Consider the following 22,134-nt stretch of genomic DNA (forward strand, 5'->3'; position numbering starts at 1 on the left):
ACACTTTCACATCCGGGCGGGGAGGCGGTGCAGCTCAGGAGTGCGAGCGACGGTGTTCGTCGAGAACCTCGACGATCAGGTCGTGGTCATCGCGCTGGGGTAGCCCGGACACGCCGGCGACTCCGATGAGCGAGCCGCGCACGCGCAGCGGGAAGGCTCCGCCGTGCGCGGCGTGCGTTCTCGGGTCGAGGTTCGAATCGGTGCGGAAGTCGCGGGAGTTAGCCCGGAAACGGGTTCCCACGGCGAAAGACGAGCTGGCGTAGTGACGCACGACCCGGAACTTGTTCTCGAGCCACGCGTCGTTGTCGGCGCAGGCGCCGGGCAGTGCGGCGTGGAAGACGCGCTGGTCGCCGAACATGATGGACACGGCGATCGGATGCCGGCGCAGGGTGCCGAGCTCGACGAGCCGTGACCCGACGGCCCAGGCGTCGCCCACGTCGAAGGAGTCGAACTGGATGAGCCGTTCCTGGTCCAGCAGCAGCGGGAGGAGGGCGGCGGCCTCGGAAGCGTCGGTCATTGCGTGCCTTTCGGGCCGGAACTGTCGTCCGAACTGTTGATGTGAGTGCAGGGTCTGAAACAGGGCGGCAGCGCCCGCGGTCAGTCTTCCACTCCCCGGTGTCGAACGGGAACCACGGATGCCTCGCGGGCGGGCCGTGGGCCCCGTTCCCCGGCGTGCGTCACTGGAAGTATTCGGGCCTGGAGACGTAGGTCTCGGACACGAACATGACGCCACTGGATGTGCTCAGAAGCACCCCGACGGCGTCGATCAACTCGCCGGCATTGTCGGGTGGGAGGACGGTGATCAGCATGGTGAGGGTGTCGTATTCGTTGAAGAGCAGGGCTCCGGAGTGCTGACCGTGGTGTCCGATTCCGGACACCCCGGACACGGACGTGTAGCCGGTGGCGCCCGCGGAGGTGATCAGTTCGCGGATGGCGGGGGCGTCGCGGGCGGGCACAACGACCTCCAGCCGGGTCATCTGTGTCAGGTTGTTCATGGTCAGGTTCCTTTCAGTGGGGGAGAGGCGGCCGTCCAGCCGTACGGGGTGTAGCGGTGCCAGGCGGCTGCGGGGTCGTTTCGTGCGGTGAGGGTGATCCAGTCATTGTCGAGCAGGTTGCGCAACACCTGGTTGCGGGAGACGATGCGCCCGATGCTGTCCAGGGGCGCCTGGATGATGACGGTCAGGCGCATCGGTTCGTGGAACAGTCGGTCGCCGAGGCCGACGGATTGCCAGGGCAGGCCGCGGCGCAGGTCTCCGGTGTGGCCGGCGAGGACTCCGATGGTGCCGATCGCGTTGTGAATGGTTTTGGTTCCGGCGCCGAGGCTGGCGGGGTTGAGGGCGGAGAAGTAGTACTGGTGGTTGATCCATTGGGCGACCACCAGGGGCGCGGTCATGATCGTTTCCAGAGCGGCACCCTCGAGGTCCAGCTCGGCCTGGTAGGAGTGCAGGAATACCCGCCGGTCCAGGTTGACACCGCGGGTCATCTGACGCGGTCCGATGATCATGGCCGCATTTCCGGCAAGCCCCAGCTCCGGATACACCTCCGCCCAGTCGTGGGCGCGTCCCTGGACCCGGCCGGGGGAGCGGGGGGATGCCCCGGGCAGGTCCCTGGCCCGTTCCCTGAGCAACAACCCGGCCGCTGTCCGTTGTGCCCGATCGAACGTTCCCGCCGCATCGACGTGGCTCTCGGGGATCAGGTGACGGTCCAGAAGCGTGACGGCGTCGGTGACGGTGTTGTGCTCCGCCGCGATGAAGAAACTGTCGGAGGGGATGACGATTCCGCGGGGCACCAGGAGGGCGCGCACGTCGGGGTCGTTGAAGATGGCGGCGGAGGCGCGGGCATTCGCCCCGCCGGGGTTTCCGCCGCAGGCGCCGCAATCCAGAGCCGACTGGTACAGGTTGTTCACCGACTCGGATCCGTGGCCGGCGAGCACGACCAGCGGGGCGAACTGTGTCACGCCCATCATCCGCACCGCGGTTTCAGCCATCGCGGCCCGCTCCTCCAGGGTGAACGAGTCGGTGATTGTCACGTTGCTCGGAAGCGTGGCCGTCGACGGGGTCAGGAACCGCTGGATTCGCGCCTGCAGGGTGGGGGTGAGGGTGCGCAGCACGCTGATGGCGCCGTACAGCCATCCGGTCACCTCCGCGAAGGCGAACGGTGTCCCGGTGCCGGAGTCGGCCTGGTGGGTCGACTGTCGGAGCGCATCCCGGCTGCGACCGCGCATCACGTGGTCTTTCGCCTTCGCCGAGTCGGTCGGGTGTTCGGTGAGGTGGTGGCGGGGCGTCAGGAGAGCCGGCAGCGAATTGACGGCCCCGCGGGCCAGGTAGCGGGAGAAGCGCACGGGGACCCCGAAGAATCCTGCGAACCCGAACGTCTCGGCTTCGGGGAGGTTCTCGAGGTGACGCCGGATGCCTTCGGACCGGGGATCGATGCACATCACCAGTTGCAGGTGGGGGCGAGGGGTGAAGGGATCGGTGTCCCTGACGGAGTGCACCAGGGCGGCGCGGTAATGCAGCTCGTAGGCCTTCTGCCAGGTCAACGCGTGATCGGCCACCGGGTGGGTGGCCAGGACCCGGATCACGGCCGCGATTTCTTCCCGGTCGACGCGACTGCCGCCGATGGACCGGGCAACGTGCTCGGCCCGGTGGCGCAGGGTCGGCGGCGCCTCGTCGGCTACCGGCGGTGTGGGTGAGGAGGGAGAGAGGGACAGACCCAGAACGGCTCGAACGGTCAGCCTCACGGACAGGTACGAGAGCAGGTCGATGTCACCGATCTTCTCGGCCCGCCACTTGATCTGACCAACCCAGCCGGGCAGGTAGTGCAGCTCTGTTCGGAGCGTCTCCGTGACCGACTCGGCGGCGACCCCGAGCTTGACCAGGGCCCACGCGAGTGCGGCGTCGGGCTCGGCGGGCAGCTCGGCCGCCGTCCGGCGGACCGTTCGGGGGAGTGACGGGTCCCGGCGGGCCAGGATTCGCCACGCCTGGTAAAAGCCGCGCTGGGTGTGGGGCATCGCCCAGAGGGGGTCCGGGTTCAGGTAGGACGACACCCAGGCGGCCAGGTACTCGTCCAGCCAGGGAGCCGATGGGGCGGTCGCGGCGGGGGAACTCCACGACGTGGATTTCATGTCCAGAACCGCCACGCCCACCGCGGACGCCGTCTTCCCGCCGAGGGTGAGGTGTCCGGCAAGCTCGGGGACACGCTCCGCCAGGGCTGCTTCGAGGTCGGCATCGACGATGCGGCCGCGCTCGACGTCTGCGAGGTAGGCGTCCCGAGACCGGGTGAGCACCACGCCCGGGGTGGTGGCGGTTTCGAACGGGCGGGTTTCGTGGCTCGCGAGAGGGTTCACGGCGATGAAGGACTCCAGGGGCCAGTGCGGCACGATGTCGTGGGCCGCTGCAGCCACCTGGGCGCGAAGAATCAAATTCATGAGGGGACTCCTGAGGTCGCGGACGAGCGGGGCAGCGCGGACAGGCGGGGCAGGGCGGGCGCCATCGTCCTCGCGTAAACGACGTCACGAAGGGTTTCGAACCGGTTCGGGTTGCGGGAGAGCAGTTGCACCAGGACGAGCCCGATGACCGGCACAACCAGCAGCCAGGCGGGCGCGGCGACGGTGGTCGCGGGTTCCAGTGCCGCCGTGAACACATGCAGGAGAGCCACATACCCGAACGCCAGCACACCGATCGAAGCGGTTCCGGTGAGGAACGTTCGGAGGGTGAAGGTGGTGCGCAGCGCAGCGCCCAGGGCCACGGCTGCGGTCAGCGCGACGAACGCCAGCAGACCGGCACTGGCCGCTGACACGGTCGGGGAGAACATCCATTTGGCTGCCGTCAGCGCTGCCAGCGCAACCAGCACCGACAGGCTCACGGCCACCGGGACAGCGAACGGTGAGCGGGTCGGACGGGGTGGGAGGTCCCGATCGACAGCGTGCTGGCGCACCCCCATGCCGGCCCCGAGGAAGAGGGTGGATTTGAACAGGGAGTGGGCGACGAGATGGAAAATCGCCGCCGCGTATGCTCCCAAGCCGCAGGCCAGGATCATGAATCCCATCTGCGCCATCGTCGAGTACACCAACCGGCCCTTCACGTCCGGCCGGACCAGACGAACCGCCGACGCGTAGACGAGCGTTGCGGCTCCGGCCAGGAACACCCCGATCATGACCGCCTGATGAGGAGCGATGGCCGGGGCGAACCGGATCAGCAGGATGGCGCCGGCGTTGACCACCCCGGCGTGCATCAGCGCAGAGACCGGTGTGGGCGCCGCCAGCGTGAACGGCAACCAGCCGTGGAACGGGATCTGGCTTGAGCGCGCCAACGCCGGCACCACGAGAAGCGCGGCGCAGGTCAGTGTCAGCGGCAGCGGCAGGGAGTCCGTTACCGAGCCGAGCCGAGCCCAGGGTACGTCTCCTCCGGCGGCGACCAGCAGGATGAGCACCGGAATCAGGAACACCGTGTCCGCGATTACAAACCGGATCCCGGTGCGTCGGATCCCATCGCGCGCCTGGGCCAACGGCCGATAGGTGGCCAGAAGCAGCACGAGGGCCACCCCGGCACCGACCCAGGCCACCGCGAACAGGGCCACCGATCCTGCGCACACCATCAACACGGTGAACCCGGTGAGCAGATTGGCCGAGACGACGAACCAGACCTGGCGACGGTCGCCGCGCAGGTACCGAATCGCGAAGACCTGGATCAGCGCGCTGAGTCCGAGGACCAGCATCGACAAGATCAACGCCAGGGCGTCCAGCTGGACCGACGTGGACCCGAACACCACCCAGGTCGTCCGGTGCACTCCGGCAGCGGATGCGATGGCGACCGTGACGGTGCCGGCGAACCCGAAGCCGACCACTGTCGCCGCCAGCCGGGCCGCCGTGTCCCCGCTCATCCCCGACCGGGCGAAGATCGCGGCGCAGAACCCCGCGATCCACGGTGTCAGAGTCACACCACCAACAACAAGCCAGTCCAGCATTGACACCTCTCAAAACACGACTTATAAAACAGGAAAAACATAGCACATGTTTAATGTCCTGAATCAAGTGTGCCGAGACGGCAGTCGGGTGGGAGATAATCGAGCATGGCGACATGGACGTTTCTCACCAACCACGCCCACGTGCTGTTGTGCGTGGCGGACAACCCGAACGTGCGGCTGCGCGACGTCGCCGTGCAGGTCGGCATCACCGAGCGAGCGGCGCAGCGAATCGTCACCGAGCTGGAGGAAGCCGGCTACCTGGACCGCGAGCGCGAAGGCCGCCGCAACACGTACCGGCTCAACACGGCGATGCCGCTTCGGCACCCTCTGGACCGCGATCATCGCATCGGGGAGCTGCTGGCCACGTTCGGCAATGTCCACGACGGCTAACAGACCCGCGCAGGGTTCGCGCAATATCGATATCCGTCGATATAATGGGAACACCGTCATCACGGACAAGTCGTCCCCGCTGGATGCCGGCTGAGGAGATGGTCACCCATGGCACACATCGAGATTTTCGAACCGGGACTCTGCTGCGGCACCGGCATCTGCGGAGTCGACGTCGACCAGGCGCTGGTCACCTTCTCCGCCGACCTGGACTTCACCCGCGCGAACGGCGGTGATGTCGCCCGGTTCAACCTGGCCCAGGAGCCGCTCGCCTTCGTGGAGAACGAGGTGGCCCGCCAGTTCCTGCACACCGTCGGCCAGGAAGGGCTGCCCGTCACGCTCGTCGGCGGCGCCACCGTGCTCACCGGCCGCTACCCCTCCCGGGCCGAGCTCGCGAACTGGACCGGCGGAGCGGCCGAATCCGGGGCAGCATCCGACACCGACGAGACCAGCCACCTCGCGGCCGTGCAGCCCGAGGGATCGGCGCGGCTCCTGGCCATGGCCGCTCCCGCACCGGGTAAGGACGCCGAGGACGCCGACGCGGGCTGCTGCGGCACCGGCGGCTGCTGCTAGGGGCCGATCATGACGACCCTGCACTTCCTGCACGACGCCCCGCGCTTCCTCTTCTTCACCGGCAAGGGCGGGGTCGGCAAGACCTCCATCGCGTGCGCGAGCGCGGTGCGTCTGGCCGAGGGCGGGGCATCCGTTCTGCTGGTCAGCACCGATCCGGCCTCCAATGTGGGTCAGGTCTTCGGAGTGACCATCGGCAACACGGTCACCCCGATCGCGGCGGTGCCCGGGCTGTCGGCGCTCGAGATCGACCCCGAACAGGCGGCCGAGCAGTACCGCGAACGCATCGTCGGCCCGGTCCGCGGCCTGCTGCCGCCCGCCGAGGTGGCCTCCATCGAGGAGCAGCTCTCGGGAGCCTGCACCACGGAGATCGCCTCCTTCAACGAATTCACCGACCTGCTGACGGATGCCGCGTGGACCGCCGCGTACGACCACATCCTCTTCGACACGGCCCCCACGGGGCACACCATCCGCCTGCTGCAGCTGCCCGGGTCGTGGACCGACTTCCTGACCGAGGGAACGGGCGACGCGTCCTGCCTCGGGCCGCTCTCCGGCCTCGAGAAGCAGCGCGCCGTCTACGCCGACGCCGTGGCGGCGCTCTCCGACCCTGCGCGAACGCGGCTGGTGCTCGTGGCCCGCGCCCAGGGTTCCACCCTGAGGGAAGCCGCCCGCACCCAGGCCGAACTGGCGGCCATCGGCATGGAACGGCAGTATCTGGTGGTCAACGGCATCCTGCCGGCCGGACCGGACGCGGATGCGGGCACGCCTGCCGAGGCCGCAGCCGACCCGCTCTTCGCGGCCATCCGGGCACGCGAGCAGCAGGCGCTCGCCGAGCTGCCCGCGGGGCTGCAGAACGCCCCCACCGACTACGTGGAGCTGAAGAGTTCCAACATGGTGGGCCTGGCGGCTCTTCGCAGCCTGCTCGAGCCCGAGATCGCGCAGGCGCCGGTCGCTGCCACCGTCGACACGGCTGTTCCGGGTGCCCCGCTCTCGGTCCTGGTCGACGAGATCGAGGCCGGCGGTCACGGCCTGGTGATGCTGATGGGCAAGGGCGGCGTGGGCAAGACCACGCTCGCGGCGGCGATCGCCGTGGGTCTCGCCGACCGCGGGCTGCCCGTGCACCTCACCACGACCGACCCGGCCGCGCACCTCGACGACACCCTGGTCGGCGCAGTGCCGAACCTGACCGTGTCCCGGATCGACCCGGCCGTGGAGATCGCGAACTACACCGAGCGGGTCATGCGCACCAAAGGTGCGCACCTCGACGAGCAGGGCCAGGCCATGCTCCGCGAGGACCTGCGCTCCCCGTGCACCGAGGAGATCGCTGTATTCCAGGCGTTCTCCCGCGTGAGCCGGGAGGCGAAGAACACCTTCGTCGTGATGGACACCGCGCCCACGGGCCACACCCTGCTGCTGCTGGATGCGACCGGGTCGTACCACCGTGAGGTCACCCGGCAACTGGGTGACGGCATCCGTCTGACCACGCCGATGATGCGGCTGCAGGACCCGGAGCAGACCAAGGTGATCCTGGTCACCCTCGCCGAGACCACGCCCGTGCTCGAGGCCGCGGAACTGCAGGCCGACCTGGAACGGGCCGGCATCACGCCGTGGGCGTGGATCGTGAACAACTCGATCGCCGCGGCGGCGCCGACCAGTCCGTTGCTGCTCGCGCGGGCCCGGAACGAGCTCCCCGAGCTCGAGCATGTGCACGAGAAGCGTGCCCCGCGGCTCGCGGTGGTGCCCCTGCTGGCGCAGGAGCCGGTCGGCATTCCCGCCCTGCTCGCCCTGGCGTCGGGGAGGCAGCCCGCGCCGGCATCCGTTCGCTAGCCGCCCGCCCGTCGGCCCCGAACGAATTCGACGGAGATTCTGGCCGGATCGCCCCTAATCGCGGGGAAAGAGCGCTTTCACGGCAAAATCTCCGTCGAATCGGCTCGACACCGGGTGCGGCGCTCCGCCTGCGATGAGCACGTCGCTAGCGCACGATCGGCCGGGCCGTGGCACCGCGCACGATCGACCAGACGACGATGACGACCGCCAGCGCCATGGTGACCAGGCCGAGCCCGGAATAGCCGATCGCGCTCAGGATCAGGCCGGCCAGGGCTCCGCCGAGGGCGCCCGCTCCGTTCATCGCCAGGTCGGAGAAGCCCTGCAGGGCGGCCCGGTCGTGCACGTCCACGGCCTCGGCGATCAGTGCCGAACCGGCGACGACGGATGCCGACCAGCCCAGTCCGAGCAGGATCAGCCCCACGGTCATGGCGGTCTGTGACTCGCCGGCCAGCCAGAAGATCGTCAGCGAGGCCAGCAGCAGGGCCTGGCCGAGGAGGATGACGGGCATCCGCCCGAGGCGGTCGGCCAGCCAGCCGAACACGGGCGACAGCGCGTACATGCCGGCCACGTGAAGGCTGATGGTCAGTCCCACCAGCGTCAGCGTGGCACCGTGGTCGCGCAGGTGCACCGGGGCCATCGACATCAGGGCGACCATGGTGGCGTGGCTGAGGGCGATCACGGCCACCGAGTAGCGGGCCTGCGGGTTGGTGCGTACGAGGGCCAGGCCGCCACGCCGCGTTCCGTGGGCGGGGTCGACCTCGCGGGCGGCGAGGGCGGTGAGCAGCGGGTCGGGGCGGAGGCCGACGGTGTAGACCACGGCCGCGCCAACAGTGGCGATCAGGGAGAAGGCGAAAGCCCCGGTCAGCGGCGGCAGGCCGAGTGCCTTCCCCACGACCTCGCCGGGGCCGAACAGGTTCGGGCCGAGCACGGCGCCGATGGTCGTCGACCAGACCACGATGGACAGGTCCCGTGCCCGGTATGTGGTGCTCGCGAGGTCGGTGGCGGCGAAGCGGGCCTGCAGGTTCGTGGCCGAGCCGGCGCCGAGCAGCATCAGGGCGAGCAGGAGCAGAGGGAAGACGTCGATCGCCACGGAGGTGATGGCGAGAACAGCGCCGGAGCCGGCGATCAGCGAGCCGGTCGCGAGTGAGCGGCTGCGCCCGCGGCGCTGGGCCAAGCGGGCCAGCGGCACCGCCACGAGGGCGGCGCCGAGGGTGCTCATGGTGGCGGCCATGCCCGACCAGGCACTCGAGCCGGAGAGTTGCGCGGCCAGCAGGGCGCCGAGGGAGAGCGTGGCGCCCATCCCGATCCCGCCGAGGACCTGGCCGGCGATGAGCACCCGCACCACCGCACGCTGCAGCGGCGTATGGTCGACGGGCGCGAATCCGGAGCCGACGCCCGGCGTCACGGGTGCCGGCGCCTCCGGGGTCAGGATGTGAAGGTCTTACGGAACTCGGAGCCTCGGAGGGGCTTGCCCGCGAGGGGGGCGAGGAGGCAGAAGTCGAAGGCGCCGGCGGCGATGAACACGGCGCCGAGGGCGGCCAGCAGCAGCCACCAGCCGCCGAGGACAACGGCCAGGATAACCAGGATGACCCCGGCGATGATGCGGACCCAGCGGCCGGCGGTCGAACCGAGGAACTGAATGAGAGCCATCAGATACTCCTTCTCGTGAATGAAGCCATTATACCCCCGGGGGTACGAGTCGGAAAGTGTGTGCGCCGGGCTCAGGCCTCGGCGACGAGCAGGGTGTCGAGGGCGAAGGCGGCGCCGCCGTCGCCGGGGGCCTCCGGGTCGGTGGCCAGGTCGCGGCGGATGGTCTCGCACCGCATGACGCGCACGGCGCCGACGCTCGCGGGGTCGATGCAGGAGCGCAGCAGCTCCGGCGTGTAGAGGATGTCCCGGTTCGTCGGTCCCGGAGCCCCGGTCCCGAGGTTGGCCCGGTCGTGTCCGAGCACGACCAGGTGCCCGCCGGGGGAGAGCCGGGCCGCGGCGCGCTCCACGACGCCCCGCAGCGCGGGCTCCGGCAGGTGCAGGTACATCACCGTGATCAGGTCGAACGTCTCGCCCGCGGGGTCCCAGGTCGTGGCGTCGCCGACCTGCCAGTCCACCGCCACGCCTGCCGCCGCGGCGTGCTCACGGGCCTGGCCGATGGCCTCGGCGGAGAAGTCGACCGCGGTGACGGCCCAGCCGCGGCCGGCCAGCCAGATCGCGTTGCGGCCGTCGCCGGTGGCCAGATCCAGAGCGCGCCCTGGAGTGAACGGGCTCACGGTGTCCTGCACGATCTGTGCCGGCAGGGCCGACCAGAGGCGTCCGGCCTGACCGGCCTGCGCCTCACGGGCGAGGCGGTAGCGGGTGTCCCATTCGGTGGCGTCCATGGCGTGTCCTCTCGTCGGGCATCCGTCGCCGGGAACGGATGCTGCGCGAAGGCCAGTTTGGCACGGAAGCGGCGGCTCAGCGGGAGAGTGCGGCGAGCTCCGCCCGGGTGGTGGCGCCCACTTTGCGCAGCAGGTTGGCGACGTGGAACTTGACCGTGTTCTCGCTGATCGAGAGCGCCTCGGCGATCGCCCGATTGCGCGCGCCGGAGGCCACCAGCTCGAGGACGCCCTTCTCCCGCGGGCTGAGGCCCCAGGCGGCGGCCGGGGTGAGCGGGGCGAGCGGCACGTCCAGCGGGAGACTGACGGCCATTTCGGACCCCCAGCCGGCCGTGGCCTCCAGCCGCAGCGTGCCGTTCAGTGCGGCCACCCGGCTGGTCAACCGGCTGATGCTCGGGCTGTCCGGGGTGAGGTCCCCGGAACCGTCGTCGCGGATGTGGATCAGCAGGTTGCTGCCGTCGCAGTCCCAGTGCACGCGCACCCGGGCCACCCCGGCCTGTTCGACCAGGGCCAGAACGGCGCCGCGCACGATGGCTCGGGCGGCGTGCGCGACCTCGCCGGGCAGGGCGCGGCCGTTCACAGGCGGCTCGATGAACTGCACGTCGAGGTCGCCGAAGCGCACCAGCGGGCGCAGATCGTCGCGCAGACGCTCGAAGGCCTGGGCCACGGGCTCCTCGGAGAGGGACCGGTCGTGGTCGGAGACGGCGCGCAGCGCCACCATGGCCGTCGCGGCCAGGTCGATCGCGGTCTGCCGGGCTGCGGCGTCGCTCGTGTCCCGGGAACGGAGCACGGCGAGCAGGGATTCGAGGGTGGTTGCCTGCCGGTCGGTGAGGTCGGCGACGACGCGTGCACGTTCGGCGGAGGCCGAGCGGGAGTCGAACGGCTCGATCGAGTGGGGCGGATGCGGTGAAGTCACCCGAGCAGCCTAGCGGAGGGCCCTGAGCCATTCGTTCGGGTAGGCATCCTGCCCGTTCGGTGGGCGGCACACCCACCCGAAAGAGTGGACGATAAAGGAATGCTTTCTCGTACCGACACCCTTCCGACCGTGACCGAATCGATCGCCGCGATCGCGGCCGAGAACGCGGGTATCGTGCGCCAGCTCCTGGCCTCGGCTGGTGGCGTCGCCCCCGGCTCGTCCACCGACCCGGGCACCGCCGCGCCTTTCGACCGCGCTGCGTCCGCCCTGCAGGGCGCCCGGCGGGTGTTCGTGCTCGGCGCGGGCCGGTCCGGCCTGGCCCTGCGGATGACCGCGATGCGGCTGATGCACCTGGGTCTCGACGTTCACGTGGTCGGCGAGGTGACCACCCCGGCCATCGCCGCCGGCGACGTGCTGCTGACCGCCAGCGGCTCCGGAACCACGGCTGCCGTCGTGCGTGCGGCCGAGACGGCCGCGGCATGCGGTGCCCAGGTCATCGCGATCACCACCGCCGCGGACTCCGCGCTTGCCGCGCTCGCCGCCGTGACCGTGGTCGTGCCGGCGGCCCAGAAGCAGGACCACGACGGTCTCCTGTCGATCCAATATTCGGGGGCGCTCTTCGAGCAGACCGTCGTCGTGCTCGGCGACGCGATCTTCCACAGCCTGTGGAAGGCATCCGGCGCCACGGCCGACGAACTGTGGCCGCGCCACTCGAACCTCGAATAGCGCTGTTCCGCGCTCAGACCCACCACAACCCACCAGAACCCAGTCAGACCAACCAGAACCGGAAAGAAGACAATCATGAAGCTGCAAGTCGCCATGGACGTAGTCACCACGGATGCCGCCCTCGAACTGGCCGCCAAGGTCGCCCCCTACGTGGACATCATCGAGCTCGGCACCCCGCTGATCAAGGCGGAGGGCATGCGCGCCGTGACCGCCGTCAAGGCCGCGCACCCGGACAAGACGGTCTTCGCCGACCTCAAGACGATGGATGCCGGCGAGCTTGAGGCCGACCTGGCGTTCACGGCCGGCGCCGACCTGGTCACCGTGCTCGGAACCGCAGGGGACAGCACCATCATCGGAGCCGTCGCCGCGGCCACCAAGCACGGCAAGGGTGTCGTCGTCGACCTGATCGGCGTCGCCGACAAGGTGACCCGGGCCCGTGAGGTGACCGAGCTCGGAGCCGTTTTCGTGGAGATGCACGCCGGCCTGGACGAGCAGGCCGAGCCTGGCTTCTCGCTCGCCACCCTGCTGAACCAGGGTGAGACCGCCCGGGTTCCGTTCTCCCTGGCCGGCGGTGTGAGTGTGGCCACCATCGCCTCCGTGCAGCGTGCCGGTGCCCGGGTGGCCGTCGCCGGCGGAGCGATCTACGGCGCCGAGGACCCGGCGGCCGCCGCAGCCGCCCTGCGCTCGCCATCATCTGACGCACCCGGAGGCCCGCCGAGCCGTCAGTTCTGCCTGAACGCGAAAAAGCACCCTCGTCGCAAGGCGAGGGTGCTTTGTCGTGTGGAACGGGTCAGGGGAGGTCAGCCGAGCAGCAGCTTGGCGAGCTGGTCGACGGAGTAGACGGTCGCGTGCGCGCCGGCGGCCTCGGTCGGGGAGCCATNAACGGGTCAGGGGAGGTCAGCCGAGCAGCAGCTTGGCGAGCTGGTCGACGGAGTAGACGGTCGCGTGCGCGCCGGCGGCCTCGGTCGGGGAGCCATAGCCCCACTCCACGAGGATGGTCGGGACGCCGTGTGCCGCAGCCCCTTCGGCGTCGTACCGGCGGTCGCCGACCATCACCGGGGTGGCGACGTCGGCCCCGACGGCGCCGAGTCGCGTGAGCGCCTCTGCCACGATGTCGGCCTTGGAACTGCGGGTCTCCGAATCGGAGGAGCCCACCATCACCGTGAAGTACTTCGCCAGATCGAAGTGCTCGAGCACGGCGGTCGCATGGTGCTCCGGCTTGCTGGTCGCGAGGGCCATCGGAATCTTCGCATCGTGGAGGCGCTCGATCAGCCCGGCGACTCCCGGGTAGACGGCGGTGTCCAGCATCCGTTCCTGGTAATCGGCGCGGTAGACGGCAAGAGCCTCGACGGCCTCGTCTGCGGTCATCCCGGCGTATTCGCTGAAAGCGGCCAGCAGGGGTGGGCCCACGTAGGCGGTGAGCTCCGCGTCGGTGGGAACCGGGCGGCCCAGCACGGCGAAGGTGCGAGCGAGAGAATTGGTGATGGCCGGGGCGGAATCGGTGATCGTTCCGTCGAGGTCAAAAAGGATGGCACTCCAGGTGCGAGTCAATGTCGAAATCACAGGCTAATACTAGGGGCAGGAACAAGAACTCCCGCATAAATCTTAAGAAGCTGAGACTAATACGCTTTTGCGTGAGCCACCAGTCCTAAAAGAGTTTCGACTGCGTGTCGTCCAGCCCGCGCATGGCGTCGTAGTCGAGCACGAGACAGCGGATGCCGCGGTCCTCGGCCAGCACGCGCGCCTGCGGCTTGATGATCTGCGCCGCGAAGACGCCGCTGACCGGGGACAGATGCGGGTCGCGGTTCATCAGCTCGAGGTAGCGGGTGAGCTGTTCCACGCCATCAATGTCGCCGCGCCGTTTCAGTTCGACGGCGACGGATCCCCCCGCGGAATCCCTCGCCAGGATGTCGACCGGGCCGATGGCGGTCATGTACTCCCGGCGCACGAGGGTGTGGCCGTCGCCGAGCAGGTGGATGTGCTCGGCCAGCAGCTTCTGCAGATGGGCCTCGACGCCGTCCTTGATCAGCCCGGGGTCGATGCCGAGCTCGTGGGCGGAGTCGTGCAGCACCTCATAGATGCTGACGATGAGCTGGTCGGCGGTCTTGGCGTGGGTGACCGTCCAGACGGCCGTGACGCCGGCATCCGTCTGGTCGTCATCGGGGTCCGACAGCGCCAGGCTGCACGGTGGGCTCATCCAGTTGAGCGGCTTGTAGGAGCCGCCGTCGGAGTGCACGAGCACACTGCCGTCCGACTTGATCATGAGCAGGCGGGTGGCCAGCGGCAGATGCGCGCTGAGTCTCCCGGCGTAGTCGACGGAGCATTTCGCAATCACAAGGCGCACCGTTCGAGCCTAACCGCGTGCGGCGGGCGCGGGCGCCGAATAGCTGCGCTCGCGCGCGGCGGGCGCGGCCAGGCCCGCCAGCACCATCAACGCCAGAATCAGGAACAGGGCGTTCAGGATGCCCCAGGCCTCGCCGAGCAGGCCGAGCACGGGCGGGCCCACGAGGAACGCGAAGTAGCCGATCATGGCGACGGCACTGACCCGGGCGGCGGCGTTCTTCGTGTCGTCGGCGGCAGCCGACATGCCTACCGGGAAGCCGAGCGACGCGCCGAGACCCCAGAGCACCGCGCCGGCATAGAGCAGCACGTCGTTCGGCGCGAGGATGAACAGCACCAGGCCCAGGATGCCCAGTGCGGCACACGCGCGCAGCACCGGCACCCGCCCGAACCGGTCCAGGATCGGACCGCCGAACACCCGGCCCACGGTCATCGCGCTCACGAAGACGCCGAAGACGATGGCACCCTCCGTGTTGCTCAACCCGTGCCCGTCGACGGCGGCCAGGGCCAGCCAGTCGTTGGCCGAGCCCTCGGCGAAGGTCATTCCCAGAACGATCGTGCCGATCAGGAGGATCCTGGTGTCGCCCCAGACCGACAGGCCGGCACGCAGGCGCTCCCGCCACAGCGGTGCCGCCGCGGGGCCGGCCGACGCCGCACCCGAAGGGGCGCCCGGCGCCGGCACGTCGCCGAGTTCCGAGCGCACCGGGATGTACCGCACGCCGACGACGGCCGTGGCGAGCACGAGCGTCGCGACCCCGGCCAGGTGCCAGAACACCGGCAGCGAGACGAAGGATGCCCCCGCGCCGGCCAGCGCGCCGACCACGGTGCCGAGGCTGAAGCAGGCGTGCATCAGCGGCATCAGCGTCTTGCCGACGGCACGCTCGGCCGCCGCGCCCTCGACGTTCATCATGACGTCGACGGATCCCATCCCGAGGCCGACGAGGACCAGGCCGGCGAAGACCACCTCGGTGGACGCCAGCAGGCTGGTGCCGACCCCGGCCGTGATGAGCCCGGCCGAGGAGATCGTGACGCCGAGCACCAGGGCGCGCCGGGCGCCGAGGCGGGCGAGCAGCCCGACCGCCGCGACCAGACCGATCACCGATCCGGCCGAGAGGCCGAAGATGACGATGCCCACCTGCGACGTCGACAGCTCGAGGCCGTCGCGCACGGCCGGGATGCGGGACATCCAGGTGGCCAGCGCGAGTCCGCTGATGAAGAAGAGCGCGAAAACGGCGTTCCGCCAGGCGAGCAGCCCTGGCCGGGCGGCCTGGGGATCGGCGGTTCCAGGGTTTCGGGCGGTGTCGGTCACACCCTCCAAGTTATCCGAAACGCACCGGGCCGCGTGTCCGGGGCCCACGGAGGGGGTGCCGCAGGGGCTGCCGCGGCGGCACCGCCGAAGACGACCGAACGGGGGGTGACGCGCCCCGCCGCGACCGCCGGAACGCTCGTAGACTGCCACCAGGGATCAAGCGTTTCGAAGGGGCACCGTGGCCGGTCGTTCATCGTCACCCGGGCAATCCGTGACGAGTCGCGTGTTGAGCATTCTCGCGGTCTTCGAGCAGAGCCCCTCGCCGCGGTCGCTCTCCGAGATCTGCGCCGAGAGCGGGCTGCCGCAGAGCACCGTGCACCGCCTGCTCGGCGAGCTCGAGGAGTGGGGAGCCGTGCAGCGGGATGCCCGCGGCCGCTACCAGATCGGCCTGCGCCTCTGGGAGCTCGGCCAGCACGCGGGACGGCAGCTGCGGGATGTGGCCCGCCCCTACCTGCAGGACCTCTTCGGCCTCACCCAGGAGACGGCGCACCTGGCCATCCGTGACGGGGCGGACGTGCTCTACATCGACCGGGTCTACGGCACCCGCCGGGTGCCTCAGGCCTCGCGGGTCGGCGGCCGGCTGCCCATGCATGCCACCGCCGTGGGGCGCGCGATCCTGGCGTTCGAGGAGGACTGGGTGCGGGACGCCGTGCTCGGCGGCACGCTGGTCGCCCGCACACCGTTCACGAAGACCGACCCGGAACAGCTCCGCCGGGAACTGGAGAAGGTCCGGGCGCAGGGGTTCGCCCTTGCCGCGGAGGAGGTGCGCCTCGGCTCCTGTTCCCTCGCGGTGCCGGTGTTCCAGGCCGACGGCCGCATCTTCGGCGGGCTCGGCATCGTGCTGCCGACCAGCCGCGCCCACCAGCTCGAACGCAACCTGCCGATCCTGCTCGGCACGGCGGAGCGCATCCAGGGCGGCATCGCGCACCTCCCGCCCTCGGCGCTGCAGCCCGCGGCCCGCCTGCGCAAACCACCCCGGTGATCGAGCCCCGGTGATCGAGCTTGTCGAGATCCGGTGATCGAGCTTGTCGAGATCCGGTGATCGAGCTTGTCGAGATCCGGTGATCGAGCTTGTCGAGATCCGGTGATCGAGCTTGTCGAGATCCGGTTCCATCCAGTGGGACGCTCCGAGTGATTCCAAGGATCGTCGGCATTAGATGGTCCCAGTTCCCCGCAGTTGTGGACGAGACCAAGGAGCACCCAGTGACCCAGACCGAGACGTCGAAGGCACAGCGAGAAGCAGCATCCGCCGCCCCCGGGGGCTGCCCGGTGGATCACGCCGGTCACGGTGCCGAGGCGACGGCCCACCACGGCTACGAGCCGTTCAGCATGAACGACCCGTTTCCGGCCTATGCCGCCCTCCGCGAGGAGGAGCCGGTCATGTTCGACGAGCGCATCGGCTACTACATCGTCAGCCGTTACGACGACGTGAAGGCCGTCTTCGACGACTGGCAGACGTTCAGCAGCGAGAACGCCCAGGCGCCGGTGCGGCCGCGCAGTGCGGCGGCCGTGAAGATCATGAACGACGGCGGCTTCACCGCCTACTCCGGCCTGTCCGCCCGCGTTCCCCCGGAGCACACCCGCATGCGCACCATCGTGCAGAAGGAGTTCACCCCGCGCCGCTACAAGGCGCTGGAGCCGACGATCCGCGAGAACACCGCGCGGCTGCTGCAGAAGATGCTGGCCCACCCGGATGCCCGCGGCGACTTCCTGAAAGACGTCGCCGTGGACATCCCCACCATCACCATCCTCGGCCTGCTCGGCGTGGGGCCGGAGATGGTCCCGACGTACAAGAAGTGGTCGGACTCCCGGGCCGCGATGACCTGGGGTGACCTCAGCGACGAGGAGCAGATCCCGCACGCGCACAACCTGGTCGACTACTGGAACGAGTGCCTGCGCCTGGTCGCCGACGCCCACGAGAAGGGCGGCGACAACCTGATCGCCGACCTGGTCAAGGCCCAGGATGCCGGCGGCGAGATCTCCGACCACGAGATCGCCTCGGTCTGTTACAGCCTGCTCTTCGCCGGCCACGAGACCACCACCACGCTGATCTCCAACACCATCCGGGTGCTGCTGGGCCACCCCGAGGAGTGGCAGAAGCTGCTCGCGGACCCGAGCCGCATTCCGGCCGCGATCGACGAGACGCTGCGCTACAGCCCGTCGATCGTGGGTTGGCGCCGCAAGGCGCTGACGGACACCGAGATCGCGGGCACCCCGATCCCGGCGGGCGCGGACATCCTGCTGCTGATGGGTGCGGCCAACCGTGACCCCGGCATCTTCGAGGAGCCGGAGGTGTTCGACATCAACCGGCCCAACGCCCGCACCCACCTGTCGTTCGGCTTCGGCATCCACTACTGCCTCGGCAACATGCTCGCCAAAATGCAGGACAAGATCGTGCTCGAGGAGACCCTCAAGGCCGTTCCCACCCTGCGCATCATCGACCCGGAGCAGATCACCTTCGGAGACAACCTGTCGTTCAGGGCACCCACCGCGGTGCCCGTCACCTGGGAGGCCCAGTCATGACCCACGCACCCTTCATCCAGTTCTTCGACGACGACGTCGCCCCGGCCCACGACCTGCTCGGCGGCAAATGCGCCTCGCTGGTGGCCCTGACCAAGGCCGGAATGCCGGTCCCTCCCGGGTTCGCCATCACCACGGCCGCGTACGACGCGTTCATCCACGACGCCGGCATCGAGGCCGACATCCACGCGCTGCTGAAGGACCTCGACCCGAACGACATCGTCGAGGTCGACCGCGTCTCGGCGCAGCTGCGCTCCGAGATCACCTCACGTCCAGTGCCACCCGAACTGCATGCCATCACCCTGGCGGCCTACGAGTCCCTGCAGTCCCGGTTCGACTCCCCGGTGCCGGTGGCCGTGCGCTCGTCCGCCACCGCGGAGGACCTGCCGGATGCCAGCTTCGCCGGCCAGCAGGACACCTACCTCTGGCTTCTGGGCGTGAAAGACGTCACGGAGCACATCCGGGCCTGCTGGGCGTCGCTCTACACCTCCCGGGCGATCATCTACCGGCTGAAGAACAACATCCCCAACGAGGGTCTGTCGATGGCGGTGGCCGTGCAGAAGATGGTCAACGCCAGGGTCGCCGGGGTCGCCATCACCATGGATCCCACCAACGGCGACCGGTCCAAGATCGTGATGGAGGCCGCATACGGCCTCGGTGAGCTGGTCGTCTCCGGCCAGGTCACCCCCGACAACATCACGGTCGACAAGGTCATGCTGATGGTCGTCAAGCGCCAGATCGGCGACAAACACGCCGAACTCGTGCCAGACCTCGAGAGCAAGTCCCTGGTCGAGCTCGAGGTGCCCCCGGAGCGCCGCGACCGCCTCTGCATCAGCGACGCGGAGATCACCGCCATCGCGGCGATCGCCAAGAAGGCGGAGAAGCACTTCAAATGCCCGCAGGACATCGAGTGGGCGCTCGACCGCGACCTGCCCGACGGGGAGAACCTGCTGCTCCTCCAGTCCCGGCCGGAGACGGTGTTCTCCTCCACCGCCTCGGGCTCCATCCCGGTGACGAGCGCCGGCTTCGGCATCGAGAGCATCACGAAGTCGCTGATGAGCCAGGCCGGCAAGGCCTAGGCCGGCCCATCGCATCCGTTTTCGTCCTCCTTCTTTCCCTACCCACCCGCCCCGTCCCCTTTGATACAGAACGGTTGACCCATGACAGAGAAGTCATTCCCCAGCCCGTACGACCAGAAGCCCTCAGACGCCGCCGCAGGCTGGAAGGACCTCTACGCCTACAACCTGGTCTTCCAGGAGAACCGCCGCGAGGTCGAGGAGGCCAAATTCTGGTTCTGTGACAGCCAGCACTGGCCCACCGTCACCAAGCCGTTCGAGACCATCGGCTTCGAGTTCGCGGTCTCCTGCCTCGGCCAGTACAACTCCCGCCACCTCCTGATCCCGCCGGCCAACGGCATCGAGTTCCGCATCCACAACGGTTACGTCTTCATGTCGCCGGTGGGCGTTCCCGAGTCCGAGATCGCAGCCCGCGTACCGCAGTTCATGCAGCGCGCCGGCCACTACTTCCAGAACTGGGAGACCCTGCTCGAGCAGTGGCAGGGCAAGATCCGCGGCACCATCGACGAGCTGAACGAGCTCTCCTTCGAGGCGCTGCCCGACGCAGTCCCGGTCGAAGACGTTCTGAGCGGCAAAGGCACCGGCCCGAACAACGAGCTGCTCGGCAACTTCGACAAGCTGATCTCGCTCACCTACCGGGCCTGGCAGTACCACTTCGAGTTCCTCAACCTCGGCTATGTGGCCTACCTCGACTTCTTCACCTTCTGCAAGGAGGTCTTTCCGGGCATCCCCGACCAGGCCGTCGCCAAGATGGTGCAGGGCGTCGACATGGAACTGTTCCGACCGGATGACGAGCTCAAGAAGCTGGCCAAGCTCGCCGTCGAACTGGGTCTGGCCGACCACTTCGGCGACACGGAAAACCCGGACGCCACTCTGGCGGCGATCGCCGCGCACGCCAACGGTTCCGCGTGGCTCGCCGCCTGGGCCGAGGCGCAGGACCCGTGGTTCAACTTCACGGTCGGCAACGGCTTCTACGCCCACGACAAGTACTGGATGGACCACCTCGAGCTGCCGCTCGGGTACATCAAGGACTACATCGTGCGGGTGCAGACCGGCCACAACATCGACCGCCCGGTCGAGGAGCTCGTCGCCGAGCGCGACCGCATCACCGAGGAGTACTCGGAGCTGCTCAGCCCCGAACAGCTGGAGGCGTTCCAGGGCAAGCTCGGCCTGGCCCGCCAGGTCTACCCCTACGTGGAGAACCACAACTTCTACATCGAGCACTGGACCATGGGCGTCTTCTGGCGCAAGGCCCGGCAGCTCTCGAAGATGCTGCACGAGCAGGGGTTCTGGCCGGAGGCGAACGACATGTTCTACCTCCGCCGCGACGAGGTGCGTGAGACGCTCTTCGACTACGTCACCGGCTGGGGCGTCGGCGCTCCCGCCATCGGCCCCGACTACTGGCCCGCCGAGGTCGCGCGCCGCCGCATCATCGTCGACGCCCTCTCGACGGAGCGCCCGCAGCCGGCCCTGAACACGCCGCCGGCGGTCATCACCGAGCCCTTCACCCTCATGCTCTGGGGCATCACGAGCGACCAGATCAAGAACTGGCTGGGCGAATCGGATGCGCCGGAGGGCGAATTCCGCGGAATGGCGGCCTCCAGCGGGGTCGCCGAGGGCCCGGCCCGCGTGATCAGCAGCTCCGACCAGCTCTCCGAGGTGCAGGACGGCGAGATCCTGGTGGCCCCGGTCACCGCGCCCTCGTGGGGACCGATCTTCGGCAAGATCCGCGCCACCGTCACCGACATCGGCGGCATGATGAGCCACGCGGCCATCGTCTGCCGGGAATACGGGATGCCCGCCGTCACCGGCACCGGCACCGCTTCGGCCCAGATCCAGACCGGCCAGTGGCTGCGGGTCGACGGCAACAACGGCACCGTCACCATTGTGGAGGACCACGAGCACGACCTCACCCTGGCCCCGGCCGCGGCGAACCAGCTCGACACGGCCCTGGCCTCCGCCCACCTCGAAGACAGCCATGCCTGACGCGGGCACGGCCGGACCATCCCCCCGAACGGTGCTGATCACCGGCGCCGCCGGCGGTCTCGGCCGTGCCTTCGCCCTGGGCTTCGCGGCCCAGGGCGACCGGGTGGTCGTCGCCGACCTCAACGTCGACGGATGCCGCGAGACGGTGGCGCTGATCGAGGCTGCCGGCGGCACCGCGCTGGCGGTCGGGGTGAACGTCACCGCGCTCGACTCCGTCCAGGCGATGGCCCTGACCGCCGCCTCCTTCAGCCGGGAGGGCGCGGGCCCCGGCACGATCGACGTCGTCGTCAACAACGCCGCGATCTACGCCACCATCACACGGGCCCCCTTCGACGAGATCGACGTGGACGAGTGGGACCGGGTGATGGCCGTCAACCTCAAGGGGCCATGGCTGGTCACCCGGGCCTGCTCGCCCTACCTGCAGGACGGCGGAAAGGTGATCAACCTGTCCTCCGCCACGGTGATGAGCGGCTCCGCCCACTGGGCCCACTACGTGGCGTCCAAGGGCGGGGTGATCGCCCTCACCCGGGTGCTCGCCAAAGAGCTCGGCGACCGCGGCATCACCGTCAACGCGATCGCGCCGGGCTTCACCCTGACCGAGGCCAGCTACGGGCTGATCGAGGGCGCGGAGCAGTACGGCGTTGACCGCGGCTCCCTCAAGCGGGCCAGCGAACCCGAGGACATCGTGGGGGCGGCCCTGTTCCTGGCCGGCCCCGGCAGCAACTACATCACCGGCCAGACCCTGGTCGTCGACGGCGGGCGCCAGTTCCTCTAGGAACCGGCCCCGCGCATCCGTCACTCACCCGAAGGAGATCTGAGAAATGCCCACCGTAACCTACGTTGCCCACGACGGCAGCGAGACCATCGTCGACGGATTCGCGGGCGACTCCGTCATGGAGACGGCCGTGCGCAACGGCGTGCCCGGCATCGTCGCCGAATGCGGCGGCAGCCTCTCCTGCGCCACCTGCCACGTGTTCGTCTGCGCCGACAGCGCCGAGCTGTTCCCGCCGGTCGCCGGCCTGGAAGACGACATGCTCGACGGCACCGCCGTCGACCGGGAGGACAACTCCCGGCTCTCCTGCCAGCTCAAACTGACCGACGACCTGGACGTGCAGGTCACGACCCCGGAAACGCAGGTGTGAG

21 protein-coding genes and 1 pseudogene are annotated in these 22,134 nt (G+C 69.3%); 11 read left to right on the forward strand and 11 right to left on the reverse strand.

Going from position 1 to position 22,134, the window contains the following annotated elements:
• Positions 1-34: 34 nt before the first annotated feature.
• The 4 genes from E3T49_RS04735 to E3T49_RS04750 form a co-directional block, all read right to left on the reverse strand.
• Entirely contained in the window at positions 35-517 is a 483-nt protein-coding gene (locus E3T49_RS04735; protein WP_134423812.1) for a heme-degrading domain-containing protein, read from the reverse strand.
• Between the two features lie 160 nt (positions 518-677).
• On the reverse strand, positions 678-995 hold the full coding sequence (locus tag E3T49_RS04740) for a P-II family nitrogen regulator (RefSeq protein ID WP_134423813.1): 318 nt from the start codon (positions 993-995) through the stop codon (positions 678-680).
• Positions 996-997: 2 nt separating this feature from the next.
• A complete protein-coding gene (locus E3T49_RS04745; RefSeq protein ID WP_134423814.1) occupies positions 998-3,427 on the reverse strand; it encodes a DUF2309 domain-containing protein in 2,430 nt (809 codons plus the stop codon).
• Positions 3,424-4,965: a proton-conducting transporter transmembrane domain-containing protein gene (locus E3T49_RS04750; RefSeq protein WP_134423815.1), complete on the reverse strand. Its 1,542-nt coding sequence runs from the start codon at positions 4,963-4,965 to the stop codon at positions 3,424-3,426. Before E3T49_RS04750 ends, E3T49_RS04745 begins: the two co-directional genes overlap by 4 nt.
• Before the next feature lie 105 nt (positions 4,966-5,070).
• On the opposite strand from E3T49_RS04750, the gene E3T49_RS04755 reads away from it, so the two are divergent.
• The 3 genes from E3T49_RS04755 to arsA all read left to right on the forward strand — a co-directional run bounded on the left by E3T49_RS04755 (position 5,071) and on the right by arsA (position 7,749).
• Complete coding sequence (locus E3T49_RS04755; RefSeq protein ID WP_134423816.1) at positions 5,071-5,355, forward strand: helix-turn-helix transcriptional regulator; 285 nt, start codon at positions 5,071-5,073, stop codon at positions 5,353-5,355.
• Between the two features lie 108 nt (positions 5,356-5,463).
• On the forward strand, positions 5,464-5,925 hold the full coding sequence (gene arsD / locus E3T49_RS04760) for an arsenite efflux transporter metallochaperone ArsD (protein WP_134423817.1): 462 nt from the start codon (positions 5,464-5,466) through the stop codon (positions 5,923-5,925).
• Positions 5,926-5,934: 9 nt separating this feature from the next.
• Positions 5,935-7,749 (forward strand): arsenical pump-driving ATPase, encoded by a 1,815-nt coding sequence (arsA, locus tag E3T49_RS04765; RefSeq protein ID WP_277613084.1) that lies wholly within the window; start codon positions 5,935-5,937, stop codon positions 7,747-7,749.
• Between the two features lie 145 nt (positions 7,750-7,894).
• Here arsA and E3T49_RS04770 read toward each other — a convergent pair whose 3' ends face one another.
• The 4 genes from E3T49_RS04770 to E3T49_RS04785 form a co-directional block, all read right to left on the reverse strand.
• The gene (locus E3T49_RS04770) at positions 7,895-9,154 is read right to left on the reverse strand and encodes an MFS transporter (protein ID WP_241972650.1); all 1,260 of its coding nucleotides are present in this window, start codon (positions 9,152-9,154) and stop codon (positions 7,895-7,897) included.
• A 20-nt stretch (positions 9,155-9,174) separates the two neighbouring features.
• A complete protein-coding gene (locus tag E3T49_RS04775; protein ID WP_134423818.1) occupies positions 9,175-9,399 on the reverse strand; it encodes a YgaP family membrane protein in 225 nt (74 codons plus the stop codon).
• A 71-nt stretch (positions 9,400-9,470) separates the two neighbouring features.
• Complete coding sequence (locus E3T49_RS04780; RefSeq protein ID WP_134423819.1) at positions 9,471-10,121, reverse strand: class I SAM-dependent methyltransferase; 651 nt, start codon at positions 10,119-10,121, stop codon at positions 9,471-9,473.
• A gap of 76 nt (positions 10,122-10,197) precedes the next feature.
• Positions 10,198-11,034: a LuxR C-terminal-related transcriptional regulator gene (locus E3T49_RS04785; RefSeq protein ID WP_134423820.1), complete on the reverse strand. Its 837-nt coding sequence runs from the start codon at positions 11,032-11,034 to the stop codon at positions 10,198-10,200.
• Between the two features lie 99 nt (positions 11,035-11,133).
• On the opposite strand from E3T49_RS04785, the gene hxlB reads away from it, so the two are divergent.
• Both hxlB and hxlA read left to right on the forward strand, forming a co-directional pair.
• Entirely contained in the window at positions 11,134-11,760 is a 627-nt protein-coding gene (gene hxlB / locus E3T49_RS04790) for a 6-phospho-3-hexuloisomerase (RefSeq protein ID WP_134423821.1), read from the forward strand.
• Between the two features lie 75 nt (positions 11,761-11,835).
• Positions 11,836-12,447: pseudogene (hxlA, locus tag E3T49_RS04795) on the forward strand (3-hexulose-6-phosphate synthase); the annotation flags it as partial.
• Between the two features lie 210 nt (positions 12,448-12,657).
• Here hxlA and E3T49_RS04800 read toward each other — a convergent pair.
• The 3 genes from E3T49_RS04800 to E3T49_RS04810 all read right to left on the reverse strand — a co-directional run bounded on the left by E3T49_RS04800 (position 12,658) and on the right by E3T49_RS04810 (position 15,409).
• Positions 12,658-13,323, reverse strand: coding sequence for an HAD hydrolase-like protein (locus tag E3T49_RS04800; protein ID WP_241972651.1), 666 nt, complete (start codon positions 13,321-13,323; stop codon positions 12,658-12,660).
• 85 nt (positions 13,324-13,408) lie between these two features.
• Positions 13,409-14,104: an endonuclease NucS gene (gene nucS / locus E3T49_RS04805; RefSeq protein ID WP_134423823.1), complete on the reverse strand. Its 696-nt coding sequence runs from the start codon at positions 14,102-14,104 to the stop codon at positions 13,409-13,411.
• A 9-nt stretch (positions 14,105-14,113) separates the two neighbouring features.
• The gene (locus E3T49_RS04810) at positions 14,114-15,409 is read right to left on the reverse strand and encodes an MFS transporter (protein ID WP_241972652.1); all 1,296 of its coding nucleotides are present in this window, start codon (positions 15,407-15,409) and stop codon (positions 14,114-14,116) included.
• Positions 15,410-15,632: 223 nt separating this feature from the next.
• Between E3T49_RS04810 and E3T49_RS04815 the strand changes: the two genes are divergently transcribed.
• The 6 genes from E3T49_RS04815 (at position 15,633) to E3T49_RS04840 (ending at position 22,133) form a co-directional block, all read left to right on the forward strand.
• The gene (locus E3T49_RS04815; protein ID WP_241972653.1) at positions 15,633-16,391 is read left to right on the forward strand and encodes an IclR family transcriptional regulator; all 759 of its coding nucleotides are present in this window, start codon (positions 15,633-15,635) and stop codon (positions 16,389-16,391) included.
• A 221-nt stretch (positions 16,392-16,612) separates the two neighbouring features.
• A complete protein-coding gene (locus E3T49_RS04820; RefSeq protein ID WP_241972654.1) occupies positions 16,613-17,932 on the forward strand; it encodes a cytochrome P450 in 1,320 nt (439 codons plus the stop codon).
• Positions 17,929-19,008, forward strand: a complete 1,080-nt coding sequence (locus tag E3T49_RS04825; protein ID WP_134423825.1) for a PEP/pyruvate-binding domain-containing protein — start codon at positions 17,929-17,931, stop codon at positions 19,006-19,008. Before E3T49_RS04820 ends, E3T49_RS04825 begins: the two co-directional genes overlap by 4 nt.
• A gap of 81 nt (positions 19,009-19,089) precedes the next feature.
• Positions 19,090-20,991 carry a PEP-utilizing enzyme gene (locus E3T49_RS04830; RefSeq protein ID WP_134423826.1) on the forward strand — a complete coding sequence of 634 codons (1,902 nt, stop codon included), beginning with the start codon at positions 19,090-19,092 and terminating at the stop codon, positions 20,989-20,991.
• Positions 20,984-21,766 (forward strand): SDR family NAD(P)-dependent oxidoreductase, encoded by a 783-nt coding sequence (locus tag E3T49_RS04835; RefSeq protein WP_134423827.1) that lies wholly within the window; start codon positions 20,984-20,986, stop codon positions 21,764-21,766. The genes E3T49_RS04830 and E3T49_RS04835 overlap by 8 nt, the downstream gene beginning before the upstream one ends.
• Positions 21,767-21,812: 46 nt before the next feature.
• The gene (locus E3T49_RS04840) at positions 21,813-22,133 is read left to right on the forward strand and encodes a 2Fe-2S iron-sulfur cluster-binding protein (protein WP_134423828.1); all 321 of its coding nucleotides are present in this window, start codon (positions 21,813-21,815) and stop codon (positions 22,131-22,133) included.
• Position 22,134: the final 1 nt, after the last annotated feature.

Source organism: Cryobacterium cryoconiti, assembly GCF_004403065.1.
Classification (GTDB): domain Bacteria; phylum Actinomycetota; class Actinomycetes; order Actinomycetales; family Microbacteriaceae; genus Cryobacterium; species Cryobacterium cryoconiti.